Source organism: Acinetobacter sp. CIP 51.11, from assembly GCF_000369665.1.
GTDB lineage: Bacteria > Pseudomonadota > Gammaproteobacteria > Pseudomonadales > Moraxellaceae > Acinetobacter > Acinetobacter lwoffii_S.
In genome coordinates this window covers 1,765,076-1,780,988 of the sequence record NZ_KB850129.1, presented here as the reverse complement: position 1 = coordinate 1,780,988, position 15,913 = coordinate 1,765,076, and the positions used below count along the sequence as shown (strand labels likewise).

Genomic DNA, 15,913 nt, shown 5'->3' with positions numbered 1-15,913 from the left:
TGGGTGAATTGGCCGGGATTGCAAGCGTTAATCTGGGCGAAATCGCTGGAAAATGACTGGGTATTTCATATTTATTTAAGCTGTAATTGTTTAAAGAATAAACTAGGTTTCTATTTTTTTATAACAAATTTTCTTGGGAGTAAATCGAATAGAAAATATCAATAAATTATAAGTTAATGAAAAATATATAAATAATTTGAAATTGTTAAAATAAAAATTATATTTTTATGTTTAAGGCATAACTAAAAGTTTAATGAGTAATAAAAAAAATGCTGGGAATTTATATGAAAAGTTATGTAAATTCATGCACCTAATAGCAATTTAAAAACCTTGCTTGTTTTTCTCTCCGAATGTTTAGGTTTTACATGAAATATTTAGGTCTAGCTCTATTGCCTTTAATGGCTGCCATGACAACCGCTCAAGCGGAATCTGCATTTGATCCACAAGGTCAATATTTACTGGGTGACTGGAATGGTCAACGTACAGAACTGGCCCAACAGGGAATTAAATTTGAAGCCAATCTGTTAACCGATACCGCCTATCTTGCTGATGGTGGTCGTAATGAGGGCGCAGATCCATTAACTTCTGCCCAATTATGGCTAGGTACTCAACTGGACATGGAAAAGCTGGCAGGATGGAATGGCGTCACCGTACGTGCCGTGATGAGTGCACGTCAGGGTCAAAGTACCTCTGTCCGTGACTTGCAGGATCCTAGTGCACCGCAACTGGCCAATGTACAAGGTACTTTCGGACGTGGTAATCAGGATAGCCGTCTGAGCGAGCTGTCTATTGAAAAGAATTATAAAGAGCAGGGACTCAGTATTAAGGCGGGTCGTCTTGGTCTGGGCATGGACTTTAATGTCATGGCTTGTGATTTTGCCAGTACTGCATTTTGTGCAGCGCAAATGGGAAAATGGCAGGGCAATATCTGGATGAATATGCCTGTAGCACAATGGGGTGCGCGCGTGAAGCAGCAACTCAATCCTGAACTTGCGGTACAAGTCGGTGTGTATGAGTTTAATCCAGACAATGGTAATGGCGCTAAAGAAAGTCAGGGCTGGAGTCTGGATACCGACCATGCCGATGGCGTGACGATTCCGGCAGAAGTAATCTGGACACCGAAATCATGGGTGAATGGCCTGCCAGGCAGCTACCGTGTCGGCGGGATGTACAATACGGCCGATGATGTTGCCAACCAAAAAGATATTGCCAATCCTACTGATGCCAAAAACCGTACCTTTGCTGGTTGGTTAGCTGTAGAACAACAGTTAACGTCTACAGGTCAGAGCCGTCAGGGGTTGCATTCATTTGCCAACTTTACCTGGCATGACCGCGATACTAATAAAGTAGATAATTCACAACAAATCGGTGTGAAATATATCGGTCTGGCGGACAACCAGCCGAATGATATTTTAGGTTTGGCAGTAAACCGTGTGCATGTGAATGATCGTTTTGCGGATTCACGAGCAGCTTTCAATGCTGATGCAGAATACAATATTGAACTGAACTATAGCTATAACGCAACAAATTGGCTGATGCTGCGTCCAAACCTGCAATATGTCATTAATCCAGGTTCAAGCAACAATGTGGATGATGCACTGGTACTCGGTTTGACTACACGAATCATCTTCTAAAGTTTGATCGTTCACGTTATAACTAAACAGGCTCTTGGGAGCCTGTTTTTATTTTTAGAGTGAAACTGGGCAATAAAAAGAGGAAATACAGCGTGGCATTACTATTTCAACCTATTCAATTTGGATCACTGCAACTTCAAAATAAAATCGTAATTGCGCCGATGTGTCAGTACTCCGCAACAGAGCAGGGAGAAATTACCTATTGGCACGAGCAGCAATGGGCCAACTATGCCTTATCGGGTGCAGGTTTATGTATCGTCGAAGCGACTGCAGTACAGCCAGAAGGCCGGATCAGTTATGCCGATCTGGGTTTGTGGAATGACGAACAGGCGAAGCAGATCAAGACCTTACTGGAAAAAGTTAAATCCATTTCCCCGATGCCTTTTGCCATTCAGCTCGCACATGCTGGACGTAAAGCTTCAACAGATAAACCATGGGCAGGTAAAGGTCAGTTTAAGCCGAATGAAGCACATGGCTGGCAAACTGTTTCTGCCAGTGATATTCCTTTTCAGGCCGATGAACATCCACCTAAAGCCTTAAGCCAGTCGGAAATTGAGCAGGTCATTGCTGACTTTGCAAAAAGTGCCAAACGTGCAGTTGAGGCCGGTTTTGACCTGATTGAGCTGCATGCAGCGCATGGTTATTTACTGCATCAGTTCATGTCACCGCTTTCCAATAAACGTGATGATCAGTATGGCGGTTCACTGGAGAACCGGATTCGCCTGACTCTGGAAGTATTACAAGCCATGAAGGCGGCGGTTCCAGAAGGTTATCCAATTGGAGTGCGTATTTCAGCCAGCGACTGGATGGATCAGCCAGATAGCTGGACTATTGATTCTTCAATTGAATTGTCCAAAGCACTGGAAGCTGTAGGTGCTGCCTATATTCATATTTCCAGTGCCGGCTTACATGCCAAACAGAACATTGATGTGAAGCCGAATTATCAGGTGCCTTTTGCAGATGCAATCAAGAAAGTCGTGAATATTCCTGTGATCGCTGTAGGGTTGATTACCGAAGCTAAGCAGGCAGAAGATATTTTACAAAAGGGCCGAGCAGACGCTATCGCATTGGCTCGTGCCATTCTCTATGATCCACATTGGCCTTGGCATGCAGCGGTAGCACTTGAGGAAAAAATCAAGATTTCACCGCAATATCTGCGCTGTGCACCGCATGGTTTGAATCACCTGTTTGAGCCTTTTTAACACTGCTTTAGTCTCAGAAATTCTTATAATGGAATATCACTGGCAAGAGGATACTGCATTATGATTTTTGCGGTCATTGTGCCCATATTTTTATTATTGGCACTGGGTTATCTGACTGTAAAGAGTCAAGTGTTAAGCAAAGAGCAGGTGGGGACGGTCGGTGCTTTTGTGATTAAAGTAGCCTTGCCCTTGCTGTTCTTTCAGTCCCTTGCCTCCAAAGACCTGCATGAAATCTGGTATTTTGAATACTTTGCCGTGTATAGCAGCGTGACCTTACTGCTTTATGGCAGCGGTTTCTGGATCATGCGCCGTCATTTTCAGAATACGCATTCGCAAAGTGCAGTGCTGTCGCTGGGCGCTGCAATGTCGAATACTGGCCTGATTGGTACGGCTGTGCTCAGTTTATTGATCGGGCAACAGGCGATGACTTATACCTCTTTGGTGGTGATCATCGAAAGCGTACTGTTGATTCCACTGGTGCTGGTCATGGCGGCGCTGGGCACACAACATCAGGCAAATCTCGGCGCCATTCTGAAAAGTGTACTGCTGACTTTGCTAAAGAATCCCTTATTTATGGGGGTAATGCTCGGCATGGCCTGTGCAGTTTTTCAGATTAGAATTCCAGTCTATCTCGATCAGGTCTTTGCCTTGATTGGTCAGACAGCCTCACCATTGGCCTTGTTTGCCATTGGCGGTGGGATCGTGGGAATGAGCCTGAAATATGTCAATCTGCAAAGTTTCTATCTGGTATTTTCCAACAATATCATGATGCCGTTATTGATGTATCTGGGGCTGAGCCAGTTGACGGACTTAAATGAGGAAATGGTCCGTGTCGGTACGCTAATTGCAGCTTTGCCGATGCCAACGATTTTTGGCATGTTGGGACAGGCGTATGGTCTGAATGATCGAACTTTAACGCCATTGTTGATGAGTACCATTGCCGGTTTTATCGTGACCAGTGGCTTAATTGCCTTGTGGTGGGGATAACCTTTTAGAAGATGGATGCTCTACCACAAAAAAAGCCCCAAATTGCATGGGGCTTTTTATATATTAATTTTGTGGAATTAACTTAACTTTTCTTCGCAGGTGCTTTTTTCTGCTCAGCCAGCATTTTGTCTACCGCTGCCAAAGACTCTTTGGCCTGTGGAACATTTTGCTGCGCCAGTGCGGCAAAGATTTTCTTCGCTTCTGGCAGGTTTTGCGGAACAATACTGCCATTGGCAAACATATTACCTACTGCCATCAGCGCTGGAATATAACCTTTTTTGGCCAGTTCCTGAATGCTGCTTAGGCCTTGCTGAATCGGTTTTTCATCTTTTTTTTTGAAACCGCTGCTGATGTCATATAAGGCTTTGGCATGAATGGCCTGCATATTACCTTTGCTGATCAACGGTTGCAGCTTTTGCAGTCCGGCTTTATTCGATGCTGCTGTGTTTTCGGAAAACAGCAGTATGGCCAGATCAATGCTGGCATCATCAAACTTGGCTGCCGAAGCGCGTTCCAGATGCTGTTTGGCTTTGGTCAAATCCTGTTTGAGTCCGAGTGTGCCAGCTGCATAATTTTTACCCAATACATAATTGGCCACCGGATAGCCTTTGCTGGCTGCCTGCTCATAAAGCTGAATGGCTTTTTTCTCGTCCTTGGTTGTACCTTGGCCGGTCTGGGTCAAATAGCCTAAGTTATATAAAGCTTGGGCATTTCCCTGACGGGCCAATTGATTCAAAGCGTCATAGGCACCTTTAAAATTATTGGCTTTGACCATGGCCTCAACTTTTTCGAATTGGGGGTCGACTTGATCTTTTACGGTATTTGCCAGAGCGAATTGCGCAGAAACGGCGAGAACTGCAGCGAGTACTAATTTTTTCATGGTTCCTATAACCTTATTATTGCTGGCACCTTATTCCTTGGTGCGGTTTTAATCATTTTCACTTACATCATAAAAGGATTTTGTGCTTTGTAAATATACAATTTGTCACTAAATACAAATCATCGAAACACAATACACCGATTAAATCGATGCATGATTCGGACAGGTTTCTGATCAATCCTGCAGATATCAAAAGGATTACTTTGCTTCAGCCGACTTCTCTGTTTAAATCTCGGTTTGAATCAGACTCCCAGGATTTCACCATGTTTGTCAAAACCATTAAACGTCACTATGACAGAATCAATGCTGATGAATCGATTGCCGATGAAGACAAGATTGATGCGCTGCTGATGAAACTTGGGGCAGAGTTTTTGATGAGTCAGGAAGACCGGGTATATGTCTTTCAAAAAGGTGAACTCACGGCAAAGTTTGATGCCAAACATGCGCGGGCCTATCATTTCAAAGATTATGTGGTAAAAGACATGAACAAGCTGTTTCATGGTTTCTAAAACAAAAAAGCCAAGAATTTCATCTTGGCTTTTTTATATGGGTGGAACCTGAGTTATTGCGGACGCGCCACATCACCACTTAAGGCTTCAGGAAGTTCCAGAACTTCTAGACCTAGCTCGGTCAATGCTTCAGGTTTTGCCACGACTAGCGCTTTATAACCATCCTCAATCGCGATGCTATTGACGATTTCAACATCATTATTCAGTTTGGTCGCAACATCAGGCGCGGCACCTGTGCCTTGAACCAGATGTAACCAGTGTTTTGGCTTGGCTTTAAACCATAAACGCGCAATCACTTCCTGACCCAGGTAGCAACCCTTGTCGTAGTGAATGCCTTCGCGTTGATGCAAACGTAATTCTTGTGGTTGAAACAGGGTGGCAGTCGCAGCCTGAATCCAGGCCTGACCTGATTCAATGGCTTGCTGTTCCCACATCGTCACATCGGTTTCAGTCGCCACAAAGTCAGTATGAATACCATTGATGACTGGATAAACCGGACCGACCAATTCCAGTTTCATTTTTGAAAAGGCGCCAAATTTCTTAATATGATTGGCCAGTTCCGTGGACTGATCTTCAGTGCTCACGATTTCAAAGCTTTCCGGACTGATTTTTTTAAGCCATAAGCCAAATTGGATGCGTCCTTTCAGACTGCAGATTGCAGTATAGCGTGTCTGGTTTTCCGCCAAAGTTTCAGTATTCAAAGTCACCTGACCTTGAAGGAATTTTTGTGCATCTACACCATTCAGACTAAACAATGTAAAAGCAGGAGACGCTGCCATAATAAGCCCCGGTTTGAATACTATAAATCAATGCAGTTATTGTGCAGCAAGCATCAAATAGAGGCAAACAAAAAAGCCAAAAATCGAAATCATTGGCTTTTAGTGAGCGGATCTTTAATGGTGATGGCTAGCCGGTAATGGCGAATCACAAGGGAATTTGCCTCCACAGACCCGTACAGTTTCCATCATGCCCTGATCTTCATGGTCGAGGATATGGCAGTGCTGTACGAAGTCACCTTCAAATTTCTTGTAGTGGCTGCGGACAATATAGGTATAGTTTTGTTTTACAAAAAGCGTGTCCTTAAATTGTCCTTTCATGCCACGGTATTGCACATCATCCAGAACTGGATTCACCGGATCTTCTGGGGCTACTGACTCACTGACATCTTTACCTTGAGGATTCAAAATTTTAACAATCTGGAACGGGTTAACATGAATATGGAACGGATGACCACCAAAACCAGCGCTGGTCAGTTCCCATTCATCAGTCTGTCCAACTTGTAACTGACGGACATATTCGCCATCTACTGAACCATCTCCATCAAAGAAATCTCCAAAACTCAGTGTATCTCCATCTTTTTTATGCCGGAAGCCAAATTTGAATACGCCAGTTCTAGGGTCGGGGCCGAGCGAAAAAGCACTATATTGTTTTGGTCGGGCAGCGACTACTTTATCAATTTCCGGCGTCATCAGTGATGGATGATCACTAAACGCAGAAAGATTAAGTTGAGATAATTGGGCCTGGATGTCTTTGCTTAAACCAATTTTTTGTGCCTGATCTTTCAGGAACTGTGCAGCAGTCTGAGGCTTGGTCTTGGCTGCTTTTACATTGACCCATCCCAGCAGTTGGGCATTGAAGCGGTGATTTGGAGCAATTTGAGGGCCTACATTCGGTAATGGCGCGTTAATTTCATCATCGATATTCAATTTGGTGTCAAAAATGCAGTATCTATTGGTGGTCGGAAAGGCAACCATTGCATCATGACGATAACCAGGATGGAACACGGACAGGGTTCTGGTCTGTACATGATTCATGGTTAAGCCATCTTGTGCGATGGTATGCACATTCAGGCTATTCAGCTTGTCAAATTCAGCTTTCTTATCTGCCTCCTGATAGGCTGAACAGGCTTTGATGGTTTGCTCTGCAGTAAACTTACTGGAGTCAGGAATTTCCTTTATGATTAAACCAATGGTATCGCGTACTCCACCATGAATCATGCGCCAGCGGTTAAATACATTCTGTTCAACCTTCATCTCTCCCACAATTTTACCGTTGATAGACGTGTAGTAATTCTGGTTGGTCCAGAAGCCACCAATAGACAGGTCATTATAATTTTCTAGCATGCCTATACCTACACCTTCACAGTTATTGGGAACAGCGAATGTGACATTAGGATCGGGATTGCTACAGCGATATTGGATTTGCTGGAACATCAGGATATTTTCATTCGGATAACTGTTTTTTTCTTTCCATAGAATATCCATATCTCCAGTTGAGGTGACTTTGCCATTTTTGACTTTTGGCGTTCTTGAGCCTTCAACAATCAATGGGCCTGCCATGCCATTTGACACCTGAAGAGCAGTTGAACCGTGCAGATGGGCGTGATACCAGTAAGTCCCTGCAGGATGATTCGGTTCCATTTTGAACTGATAATCAAATTTTTCCTGAGGTTTGAATTTCAAAAAGACATTATCGCTATTGCCTTGAGGACTGACCCAGAAGCCATGGGTATGCAGGTTGGTAGTATTAAAGCAGTGTGGTTCATTTACATTCTCAACATGAGTTGGGCAGGTTGTTTCTGACTCGGGTGGAAGCTGGTTATTCAGGTTAAGCGCCATGGTTTCACCCTGTTTGACCCGAATCTGTGGCCCGACCAATTGATCCTCGACATATTCACCAGTTTTTTTCTTATCAAATAAACTCGGTTTGGTTAAATAGCCTCTCAGCAGTACCTGATCCCATAAGCCGTTTCTGGGGTTATAGAGCTTGCTGGTTTTATAGGCCACGATCAGCTCATATTTGCCTTTGGCACTTTTCGGTAACAGGGGTGGGTTGCTAATCAAGCTGTCTGATGTTGTCGGAACGGGATGTGAGGGTTTGGGTGGAGGTGATGGGTGTGAGGGATGAGAAGGTTGGGACGGGTTAGAGGGATTGGACGGTGGTGATGGATTTTTTGTTCCATCCCAACCGCGAGCTAAGAGCGTCAAAATGGCGGCTATAGCTCCGAATATTGCGATTTTCAACATTTCAGTTCTGCCTATTATGGTTATTGTTTTAATGTGAGGATTGCGAAGAATGTGACATGCATCACACTGAGCTTCTGATAGTTTTAAAAAATCTGCTATCCCAAATTAGGGGATTGAAATTTTGCTAAATGCGGCGGCAGGACAGGCCTAGGAAAACCAGTGAGACTATATTTTTTTATCTTTAGAAAAATGCAAATAAAATTAATTATTTATTAATGATATTAATGGTTTGGGGTAATAATAAAATAAAAAGATAGAGAAATATTTTGCAACATAAGACTAAAGAATAAGGCGAATTATTCATATTTTTTTAGCAAAAGACCGCTTTAAAGCAAAAATTCTAAAGTCTATGTAACAAATTTTTGCGAAAATACCGATTTTTATAATTAAGTATTTGAAAAATATAAAATTTGGGAAATGCTATTTGTGCAGCGTACAATGCTGCTATTACAAAAGTAACTCATCGATATCTATTGATGAATAAAAATAGAGATAAACGAGGGCAGGCAAGCTTATGAACAACAACTACCGTAAACCGCTGCAATCCACCCAGCTGGAATATTACGACGTGCGACAGGCCGTAGAAGATATTCAGCCAGGCGCATATGCCAAACTTCCTTATACTTCCAAAGTCCTGGCAGAGCAGTTGGTGCGTCGTTGTGATCCTGCCATTCTGGAACAGTCTTTACGCCAGCTGATTGAGCGTAAACAGGAACATGATTTTCCCTGGTATCCGGCACGTGTGGTGTGTCATGACATCTTGGGGCAAACGGCACTGGTTGACCTTGCCGGTTTACGTGATGCGATTGCCGATCAGGGCGGTGACCCGTCTAAAGTCAATCCGGTGGTACCAACCCAGCTCATTGTCGATCATTCACTAGCGGTTGAGTTTGGTGGTTTTGATCCGGATGCCTTTGAGAAAAACCGTGCTATTGAAGACCGTCGTAACGAAGACCGTTTCCATTTTATTGAATGGACCAAAACTGCCTTTGAAAATGTTGATGTGATTCCTGCCGGTAATGGCATCATGCACCAGATCAACCTGGAGAAAATGTCTCCGGTGATTCAGAACCGTGATGGTCTGGCATTCCCGGATACCTGTGTTGGTACAGATTCGCATACGCCACATACTGATGCATTGGGCGTGATCTCGATTGGTGTGGGGGGCTTGGAAGCTGAAAACGTGATGCTGGGCCGTGCATCGTGGATGCGTCTGCCGGATATTATTGGTGTGGAGCTGGTGGGTCAGCGCAAGCCGGGTATTACCGCAACGGATATCGTCTTGGCATTAACCGAATTCCTGCGTAAAGAGCGTGTGGTTGGTGCATATTTAGAATTTTTTGGTGAAGGTGCTGACAGCATGTCAGTCGGTGATCGTGCCACGATTTCCAACATGACCCCGGAATATGGCGCAACTGCTGCGATGTTCTATATCGACCAGAACACCATTGATTATCTGACTTTGACCGGTCGTGAGCCTGAGCAAGTCAAACTGGTCGAAACTTATGCCAAAGAGATCGGGCTTTGGGCATCGGATATGACCCAAGCAGAATATCCACGTGTATTGCGTTTCGATTTATCGACTGTGACACGTAATATTGCAGGGCCATCAAATCCACATGCACGTGTCTCGACATCTGACCTGAAAGAAAAAGGCATTGCCGGTAATTTAGAAGCAGCTCGCGCGCAAGAAGCAGAAGGCTTGATGCCAGATGGTGCGGTGATTATCGCGGCGATTACGTCTTGTACCAATACCTCCAACCCACGTAATACGGTGGCGGCAGGTTTGCTAGCACGTAAGGCCAATGAATTGGGCTTGGTGCGTAAACCTTGGGTGAAATCTTCTTTTGCACCGGGTTCTAAAGCGGCTGCTTTGTATTTGGAAGAAGCAGGCGTACTTAAAGATTTAGAAAAACTGGGCTTTGGTATCGTGGCCTATGCATGCACGACCTGTAACGGCATGTCGGGCGCATTAGATCCAAAGATTCAGCAGGAAATTATCGACCGTGATCTGTATGCAACAGCGGTGCTTTCGGGCAACCGTAACTTCGATGGGCGTATTCATCCATATGCGAAGCAGGCATTCTTGGCTTCACCGCCTTTAGTGGTGGCGTATGCAATTGCCGGTACCATCCGTTTTGACATCGAAAAAGATGCTTTAGGAAATGATAAAGACGGTAACCCGATTTATCTAAAAGATATCTGGCCATCGGATGAAGAAATTGATGCGCTGGTAAAAGTGGCTGTAAAACCAGAACAATTCAAAAAAATCTATATTCCGATGTTCGACTTGGGTGTGAATGAAAAAGCAACAAGTCCGTTGTATGACTGGCGTCCGCAAAGTACGTATATTCGTCGTCCGCCGTATTGGGAAGGGGCTTTGGCTGCACCGCGTACCTTGTCAAATATGCGCCCGTTGGCGATCTTGGGCGATAACATCACCACTGATCATTTATCACCATCGAATGCTATTGTGCTCGACAGTGCGTCGGGTGAATACCTGAAAAAAATGGGCGTGCCTGAGGAAGACTTTAACTCTTATGCAACCCATCGCGGTGATCACCTGACAACGCAACGTGCGACTTTTGCCAATCCGAAACTGTTTAATGAAATGGTGGTGCGTTCTGATGGCACCATCAAGCAAGGTTCGAAAGCACGTGTGGAGCCGGAAGGCGAAGTGATGCGAATGTGGGAAGCGATTGAAATCTACATGAATCGCAAACAGCCGTTGATCATTATTGCCGGTAAGGATTATGGTCAGGGTTCGAGTCGTGACTGGGCGGCGAAAGGTGTGCGTCTGGCAGGTGTTGAAGCGATTGTGGCAGAAGGTTTTGAGCGTATTCACCGTACCAATCTGGTCGGTATGGGGGTGTTGCCGCTTGAGTTTAAACCGGGTACAGATCGTAAGACTTTAGGTCTTGATGGTACTGAGCTGTATAGCGTGATTGGTAATATCGCGCCACGTTCGACTTTAACTTTAGTGATTGAGCGTTCAACCGATGATGGTAAGAACCAGATTATTGAAGTGCCTGTGACTTGCCGTCTGGATACTGAAGAAGAAGTGCATGTGTATGAAGCGGGCGGGGTATTGCAGCGCTTTGCACAGGATTTCTTGGAAGGGAATGTAGCTTAATCTTTTTTTAATCACCCCTAGCCCCTCTTTGAAAAAAGAGGGGAACTCCCTCCTTTTTTAAAGGTGAGAAGCATTGCTTCGCAAAGGGTGGATTAAAGTTATTGATATTGTTTAAAAAAGACCCTACTGTTAAGTGGGGCTTTTTATTGAGTGTTAAAAATGATTATAAGTTTCGCTGATGAGTACAAAATCGATCTTTTAAAATTCAAAAAGACTGGTGCATTTGATCCTATCTTAGGTATTGATACAAGGCTTTTTATAGATCCAAGTTTAATTAGAGAGACTGATATCCCTGAATTCAAAGGCACTTATATTAAAATTCAAGATTTTTTTGAAAAAATTATAAGACTATTAAAACAAGCAAAACAGAACTCTCCAAAAGATATATTTTGGAAAAAAGCATTTACACTTTTTGAATCAGGTGAAATCAAGGGTTCTAATATAGGATATTCATCTAAAAGTAATAAAGGCAGTGGTATTGGGCCTAAGAAAAAACAAAGAATTTTGACTGATATCAAATCGATTATTAATGCAGGTAATGATGATCCTAAAATATTTGAATTATTAGGTGCTTTTGAAGATGATGTTGGTCCAGACTTAATAAGTGACATGATCACTAATATTCTAATAAAAGAATTTATTAGCTATACACAAAGAATTTGCAATGAGTTAGGTGTAGAGCTGAAAAACTTAAAATTTTCTAAAAACTATCCTGCTGATCGACTACCACAGAATCCTTATAAGTTGACAAAAGTAACTAATCATGCGAAAAGGTTTTTTTTAGTTAACAGATGTTCACACATGCCTCGAATTGTTTCTGTACCACTTAGTTTAGAACAGCGAGAACGACTCATTTTTCTGGCTAAGCATGCAAAACATTGGCGTGAAAGACAACGTGCCCAAACTATTCTCTGGCTTTCCGAAGGTAAAAGTGTTGCGGAAGTTGCCACTCTACAAGAACGTATCCCAGAAACGATAAGGCTACAACGCCGACGTTGGGAATTGTATGAGTTTGAATCGATTAAAGAAGGTCATCGCTCAGGTCGGCCCAATACATTGATCTCAGACTATCAGGCGAAAATCCTAGATTGGGTCAATACAAGTCCACTCAATGCAGAACAAATCCGAGTCAAACTACATGAAGAATACGAAGTGTCCGTGTCTGTTGAAACCATTCGTAAGTTTTTACGTGATTCAGGTATGGTCTTCAAGCGTACCCGTCATAGCTTGAAAAAAAAGAGATCCGATTGCATTTGAACAAGCAACACAGCAGATTGAAGAATTACGAGAGCAAGCGGCACGTGGTGAAATTATATTAGGTTATGTTGATGAAACAGGGTTTTCATCTACACCTGATAACCGCTATGTGTGGACAAAGATAGGTGATGTTCATGCGGTTGATGCAATAAGATTAAAACGAGTTAATGTCATGGGGTGTTTGCTTTCAACGGGGAAACTAGTGACAAGTTGTTTACAAGAGTCAGTTACAAGCACTTGGTTTTATGCCTATTTAACTGGAATAGCTCAACGAGTTAAACAGACGTATAACCTTCCATTGGTTCTTATTGTTGATAATGCCTCGATTCATAAAAGTAAAAAGATGGCTGATTACAGAGAGCTACTTAAAACTAAATTTTCGACGAATCTGTATTTTATTCCAGCTTATAGCCCTGAGTTAAATCGAATCGAGATGGTATGGAAGCAGATGAAATATTATTGGCGAGATTTTCAAGTCATGACAGCTGACACAATAGAGCAATGGGTGGAGAAAGTATCAAACCAATTCGGAAAAGAATACATGTTTACTTTTTAATGACAACTTAGTAAAGACCCAATTATATTAATACCTAAAGAGTTTTTAAGGGATTTACCAGTTGCAAATGACTTTGCAGATTTAAATTGGATAAAAGCTCATAATGAAGAGTTAAAAGATTTTTTTAACCAAATTTTTAGAAATGCATATAAGGAAGTAACACTACAAGAAAAGAAAAATCATATAAAAAATGTTTTCATACAATATCCTGATTTGTTAAAAGATTTGTTAGAAGAATACTCTAAATCGAAACCAAATTATTATAATTTTGAGGAAGATAAAACAGGAGAAGCTAGTTGGTATAGGGTGGCTCAATCAATATTAGTAGAATCACCATTAGAGCTAAAACTGAAGAAGGAACCCACATTAGAAAATATTTATGAAATTGTAAATCAAATATGTATGCATTTTAAAGAATTGATTGAGAACAATGGATTATGTAAGTTACTTTATGATGGCAAAGATAAGCCTAAACATGAGTCTGCATCCCAGTTATTATTTTTTGGGATTGCGTACGCATACTGTTATGCAAATAATTTAGATTTAACACCTGAAGCAGATGCAGGTAGAGGCCCTGTCGATTTTAAAATTAGCCTTGGAGCCTCAGCTAAAGTAGTGGTTGAAATTAAATTAACGTCTAATAAACAGTTGGCACATGGTTATGAGAAACAATTACCAATTTATAAAAAAGCAGAAAAAAGCCAGAAGGGAATTTATTTAGTTTTATACAATGGTGGTATAACAAAATCACGATGGGAAAATTTTAATAATTTAGTTAAAAATAGTGCTTTGCCAAATATTGATGTTGTAATTGTAAATGCTATTCCTAAAGCATCTGCAAGTGTGGCCGATGATTAGTGATAAGTTGATTGTAACTTCGCCCAATCGACACCATCATTTACAAAAATGGACAATAGACATTCATCACCAGAGGGTTATACTAGCTAGACCATTTCTAAAACCATGGAGAACAAAGATGGTTACTGCTGGCGAAAAACCCGGAACAGGCTTCTATTTTTGTGTTCAATGCGGACACCGCACCTACTTAGAAATTGGTACTGATCGTTTACCACCGTGTACCAAATGCCAAGGCAATCAATTTAACAATAAGAATGCCTAAGCAAAACAACTCAAACAGTTACCCTCTGTTTTGAATGAAAGCCCTATTACTCGATAGGGCTTTTTGGTATTTAAATATCCCTATTTATAGCTTGAAATTGATTGAAAATTAACCAATAAAACCCCATATAAAAGCCTAGATTCACAGTGTTTAGGGCAGCTCAATTGCAACATTATCTTGATCTTAATCATGACTCAGGTGTTGCCAATTACGAGATTGGTAACGAGTTTATTCGAGTTCAATTTAAGAAAACCTCGAAAGTTTATACTTATAGCTATAGCAGTGCCGGTTATCAGCATGTCGAAAACATGAAACAGCTTGCTCAATATGGCGATGGCCTGAATGCCTATATCAATCATCATACCCGACAGCTCTTTGTACGATAAAACTGGTCTGCTTCTTGCTTGAGTGAAAGACCTAGAAGGCAAATATTTTCTAAAGAGTAAATATCTGCCTAGAAATAGTGCAAGTGCATATATTAGAAAGAGGGCTATCACCTATGGATATTCAACAGCACGCACCAGAGTCAGGAAAATTAGATAAAAAAGCCCATTTCTATTCTGCATGGCCACTGATCCTGATTCTTTTTGGGGGCGCGATTGGCTCGTTTTACGCTGTGATCGCTTATCTGCTTAATCTGAAAATTTATAGTTCTGAATTGACCAAACTCAACAAGGTTTTGGCTAATCTTCTGTGCGGAATGTCCGCGATCAGTGCCTGGTGGTTTAGTGCGCAATGGATTCAGGGAACATTCTTTCCATAAAACGACAATCCTGACCTGAATATAAATTGCAATAAAGTCTAATTTTGGCGAATAAAAAAGCGTAAAAAATCAGAAATGGAATTTATTTCTCTATATTGAGGTTAATTATGAAATAAATTTTCAGATTTAATGCAAATTAAAAAAACATAGGAAATTAATCCCGTCCATCTTTGCCTAATATAGCTTTCAAGGGTGTGATGGGATCGGAAAGAGTAGCATGCTGTGAGCGGCGCAAAACGCGAGTGCAGTACGAACCCAAAAGGTCTCAATCCGGCTTAGGACGCTATAGACCAAAAGTTTATAGGCTATAAGATCAGGTCTTACAAAGAATGATAGTTGAAGTAAACCATTGCGAGTTTTCCCAACACCCTAAAAAATTCTCTAGCGATACATGCAGAATAAAAAATTAAAATAAATATAAATCATAAATTTAAGAAAAATATTTATCCAAACAAGATACAAATCAATCCTTCATTTCTCAACACGATCTGTTATTTTAAAAACATCAGTTGCCCCTTAGGGGAATCCTCATGAATCTCGATGTCTGGTATCGTTTTTTACTGTTTTGCACACTGATCAATTATGTCATTCTCATGATCTGGTTCGTAGTCTTTGTCTTTGCCCGAAACTGGATGAAACAGGTGCATGGAAAATGGTTTCAGCTGTCAGATACCAGTTTCGATGTGATTCATTATTCAGGAATGGCTGTGTATAAAATTGGCATTCTGCTGTTTAACCTGACGCCGTTAATTGCAATCTATCTGATGAATCAAAGTTAAGTGTTAGGTTGATTAAATCTTCAAGTGATAAACATAAGATTGGATTAGTATTATTTTATCGCTACTT

15 protein-coding genes are annotated in these 15,913 nt (G+C 41.8%); 12 read left to right on the top strand and 3 right to left on the bottom strand.

Annotation, left to right across the window (positions count from 1 at the left end; all coding sequences use genetic code 11):
* Positions 1–365 precede the first annotated feature (365 nt).
* The 3 genes from F894_RS12215 (at position 366) to F894_RS12205 (ending at position 3,823) form a co-directional block, all read left to right on the top strand.
* Positions 366–1,634 carry a carbohydrate porin gene (locus F894_RS12215; RefSeq protein ID WP_005247963.1) on the top strand — a complete coding sequence of 423 codons (1,269 nt, stop codon included), beginning with the start codon at positions 366–368 and terminating at the stop codon, positions 1,632–1,634.
* A gap of 92 nt (positions 1,635–1,726) precedes the next feature.
* On the top strand, positions 1,727–2,836 hold the full coding sequence (locus tag F894_RS12210; RefSeq protein ID WP_005247961.1) for an NADH:flavin oxidoreductase/NADH oxidase: 1,110 nt from the start codon (positions 1,727–1,729) through the stop codon (positions 2,834–2,836).
* 60 nt (positions 2,837–2,896) lie between these two features.
* Positions 2,897–3,823: an AEC family transporter gene (locus F894_RS12205; protein ID WP_005247959.1), complete on the top strand. Its 927-nt coding sequence runs from the start codon at positions 2,897–2,899 to the stop codon at positions 3,821–3,823.
* Between the two features lie 82 nt (positions 3,824–3,905).
* Here the strand turns inward: F894_RS12205 and F894_RS12200 are convergent, their stop codons facing one another.
* A complete protein-coding gene (locus F894_RS12200; RefSeq protein ID WP_005247956.1) occupies positions 3,906–4,703 on the bottom strand; it encodes a tetratricopeptide repeat protein in 798 nt (265 codons plus the stop codon).
* Between the two features lie 263 nt (positions 4,704–4,966).
* On the opposite strand from F894_RS12200, the gene F894_RS12195 reads away from it, so the two are divergent.
* On the top strand, positions 4,967–5,212 hold the full coding sequence (locus tag F894_RS12195; RefSeq protein WP_004645929.1) for a hypothetical protein: 246 nt from the start codon (positions 4,967–4,969) through the stop codon (positions 5,210–5,212).
* Positions 5,213–5,265: 53 nt separating this feature from the next.
* Here F894_RS12195 and F894_RS12190 read toward each other — a convergent pair whose 3' ends face one another.
* On the bottom strand, positions 5,266–5,991 hold the full coding sequence (locus F894_RS12190; RefSeq protein ID WP_005247954.1) for a CAF17-like 4Fe-4S cluster assembly/insertion protein YgfZ: 726 nt from the start codon (positions 5,989–5,991) through the stop codon (positions 5,266–5,268).
* 114 nt (positions 5,992–6,105) lie between these two features.
* On the bottom strand, positions 6,106–8,238 hold the full coding sequence (locus F894_RS12185) for a multicopper oxidase family protein (protein WP_005247953.1): 2,133 nt from the start codon (positions 8,236–8,238) through the stop codon (positions 6,106–6,108).
* Between the two features lie 514 nt (positions 8,239–8,752).
* Here F894_RS12185 and acnD point away from each other — a divergent pair.
* The 8 genes from acnD to F894_RS12145 all read left to right on the top strand — a co-directional run bounded on the left by acnD (position 8,753) and on the right by F894_RS12145 (position 15,846).
* A complete protein-coding gene (gene acnD / locus F894_RS12180; protein ID WP_005247952.1) occupies positions 8,753–11,371 on the top strand; it encodes a Fe/S-dependent 2-methylisocitrate dehydratase AcnD in 2,619 nt (872 codons plus the stop codon).
* A gap of 801 nt (positions 11,372–12,172) precedes the next feature.
* Positions 12,173–12,628: a helix-turn-helix domain-containing protein gene (locus F894_RS12170; protein WP_004973749.1), complete on the top strand. Its 456-nt coding sequence runs from the start codon at positions 12,173–12,175 to the stop codon at positions 12,626–12,628.
* Positions 12,618–13,184, top strand: coding sequence for an IS630 family transposase (locus F894_RS12165; protein WP_155756638.1), 567 nt, complete (start codon positions 12,618–12,620; stop codon positions 13,182–13,184). The genes F894_RS12170 and F894_RS12165 overlap by 11 nt, the downstream gene beginning before the upstream one ends.
* Before the next feature lie 225 nt (positions 13,185–13,409).
* Positions 13,410–14,042 (top strand): hypothetical protein, encoded by a 633-nt coding sequence (locus F894_RS12160; RefSeq protein WP_212749441.1) that lies wholly within the window; start codon positions 13,410–13,412, stop codon positions 14,040–14,042.
* A gap of 118 nt (positions 14,043–14,160) precedes the next feature.
* The gene (locus F894_RS15205; protein ID WP_004645925.1) at positions 14,161–14,304 is read left to right on the top strand and encodes a zinc ribbon-containing protein; all 144 of its coding nucleotides are present in this window, start codon (positions 14,161–14,163) and stop codon (positions 14,302–14,304) included.
* A 164-nt stretch (positions 14,305–14,468) separates the two neighbouring features.
* Positions 14,469–14,690 carry a hypothetical protein gene (locus tag F894_RS12155; RefSeq protein WP_004732115.1) on the top strand — a complete coding sequence of 74 codons (222 nt, stop codon included), beginning with the start codon at positions 14,469–14,471 and terminating at the stop codon, positions 14,688–14,690.
* A gap of 113 nt (positions 14,691–14,803) precedes the next feature.
* Positions 14,804–15,067: a hypothetical protein gene (locus tag F894_RS12150; protein ID WP_005247945.1), complete on the top strand. Its 264-nt coding sequence runs from the start codon at positions 14,804–14,806 to the stop codon at positions 15,065–15,067.
* A 530-nt stretch (positions 15,068–15,597) separates the two neighbouring features.
* Positions 15,598–15,846 (top strand): DUF6868 family protein, encoded by a 249-nt coding sequence (locus F894_RS12145; protein ID WP_005247943.1) that lies wholly within the window; start codon positions 15,598–15,600, stop codon positions 15,844–15,846.
* The last annotated feature ends 67 nt before the right edge of the window (positions 15,847–15,913 follow it).

Excerpts from the sequence above, each read along its gene's own strand:
- F894_RS12215 (WP_005247963.1), top strand. The coding sequence starts at position 366 with ATGAAATATTTAGGTCTAGCTCTATTGCCTTTAATGGCTGCCATGACA.
- F894_RS12205 (WP_005247959.1), top strand. The coding sequence starts at position 2,897 with ATGATTTTTGCGGTCATTGTGCCCATATTTTTATTATTGGCACTGGGT.
- F894_RS12200 (WP_005247956.1), bottom strand. The coding sequence starts at position 4,703 with ATGAAAAAATTAGTACTCGCTGCAGTTCTCGCCGTTTCTGCGCAATTC.
- F894_RS12195 (WP_004645929.1), top strand. The coding sequence starts at position 4,967 with ATGTTTGTCAAAACCATTAAACGTCACTATGACAGAATCAATGCTGAT.
- F894_RS12190 (WP_005247954.1), bottom strand. The coding sequence starts at position 5,991 with ATGGCAGCGTCTCCTGCTTTTACATTGTTTAGTCTGAATGGTGTAGAT.
- F894_RS12185 (WP_005247953.1), bottom strand. The coding sequence starts at position 8,238 with ATGTTGAAAATCGCAATATTCGGAGCTATAGCCGCCATTTTGACGCTC.
- acnD (WP_005247952.1), top strand. The coding sequence starts at position 8,753 with ATGAACAACAACTACCGTAAACCGCTGCAATCCACCCAGCTGGAATAT.
- F894_RS12170 (WP_004973749.1), top strand. The coding sequence starts at position 12,173 with ATGCCTCGAATTGTTTCTGTACCACTTAGTTTAGAACAGCGAGAACGA.
- F894_RS15205 (WP_004645925.1), top strand. The coding sequence starts at position 14,161 with ATGGTTACTGCTGGCGAAAAACCCGGAACAGGCTTCTATTTTTGTGTT.
- F894_RS12150 (WP_005247945.1), top strand. The coding sequence starts at position 14,804 with ATGGATATTCAACAGCACGCACCAGAGTCAGGAAAATTAGATAAAAAA.
- F894_RS12145 (WP_005247943.1), top strand. The coding sequence starts at position 15,598 with ATGAATCTCGATGTCTGGTATCGTTTTTTACTGTTTTGCACACTGATC.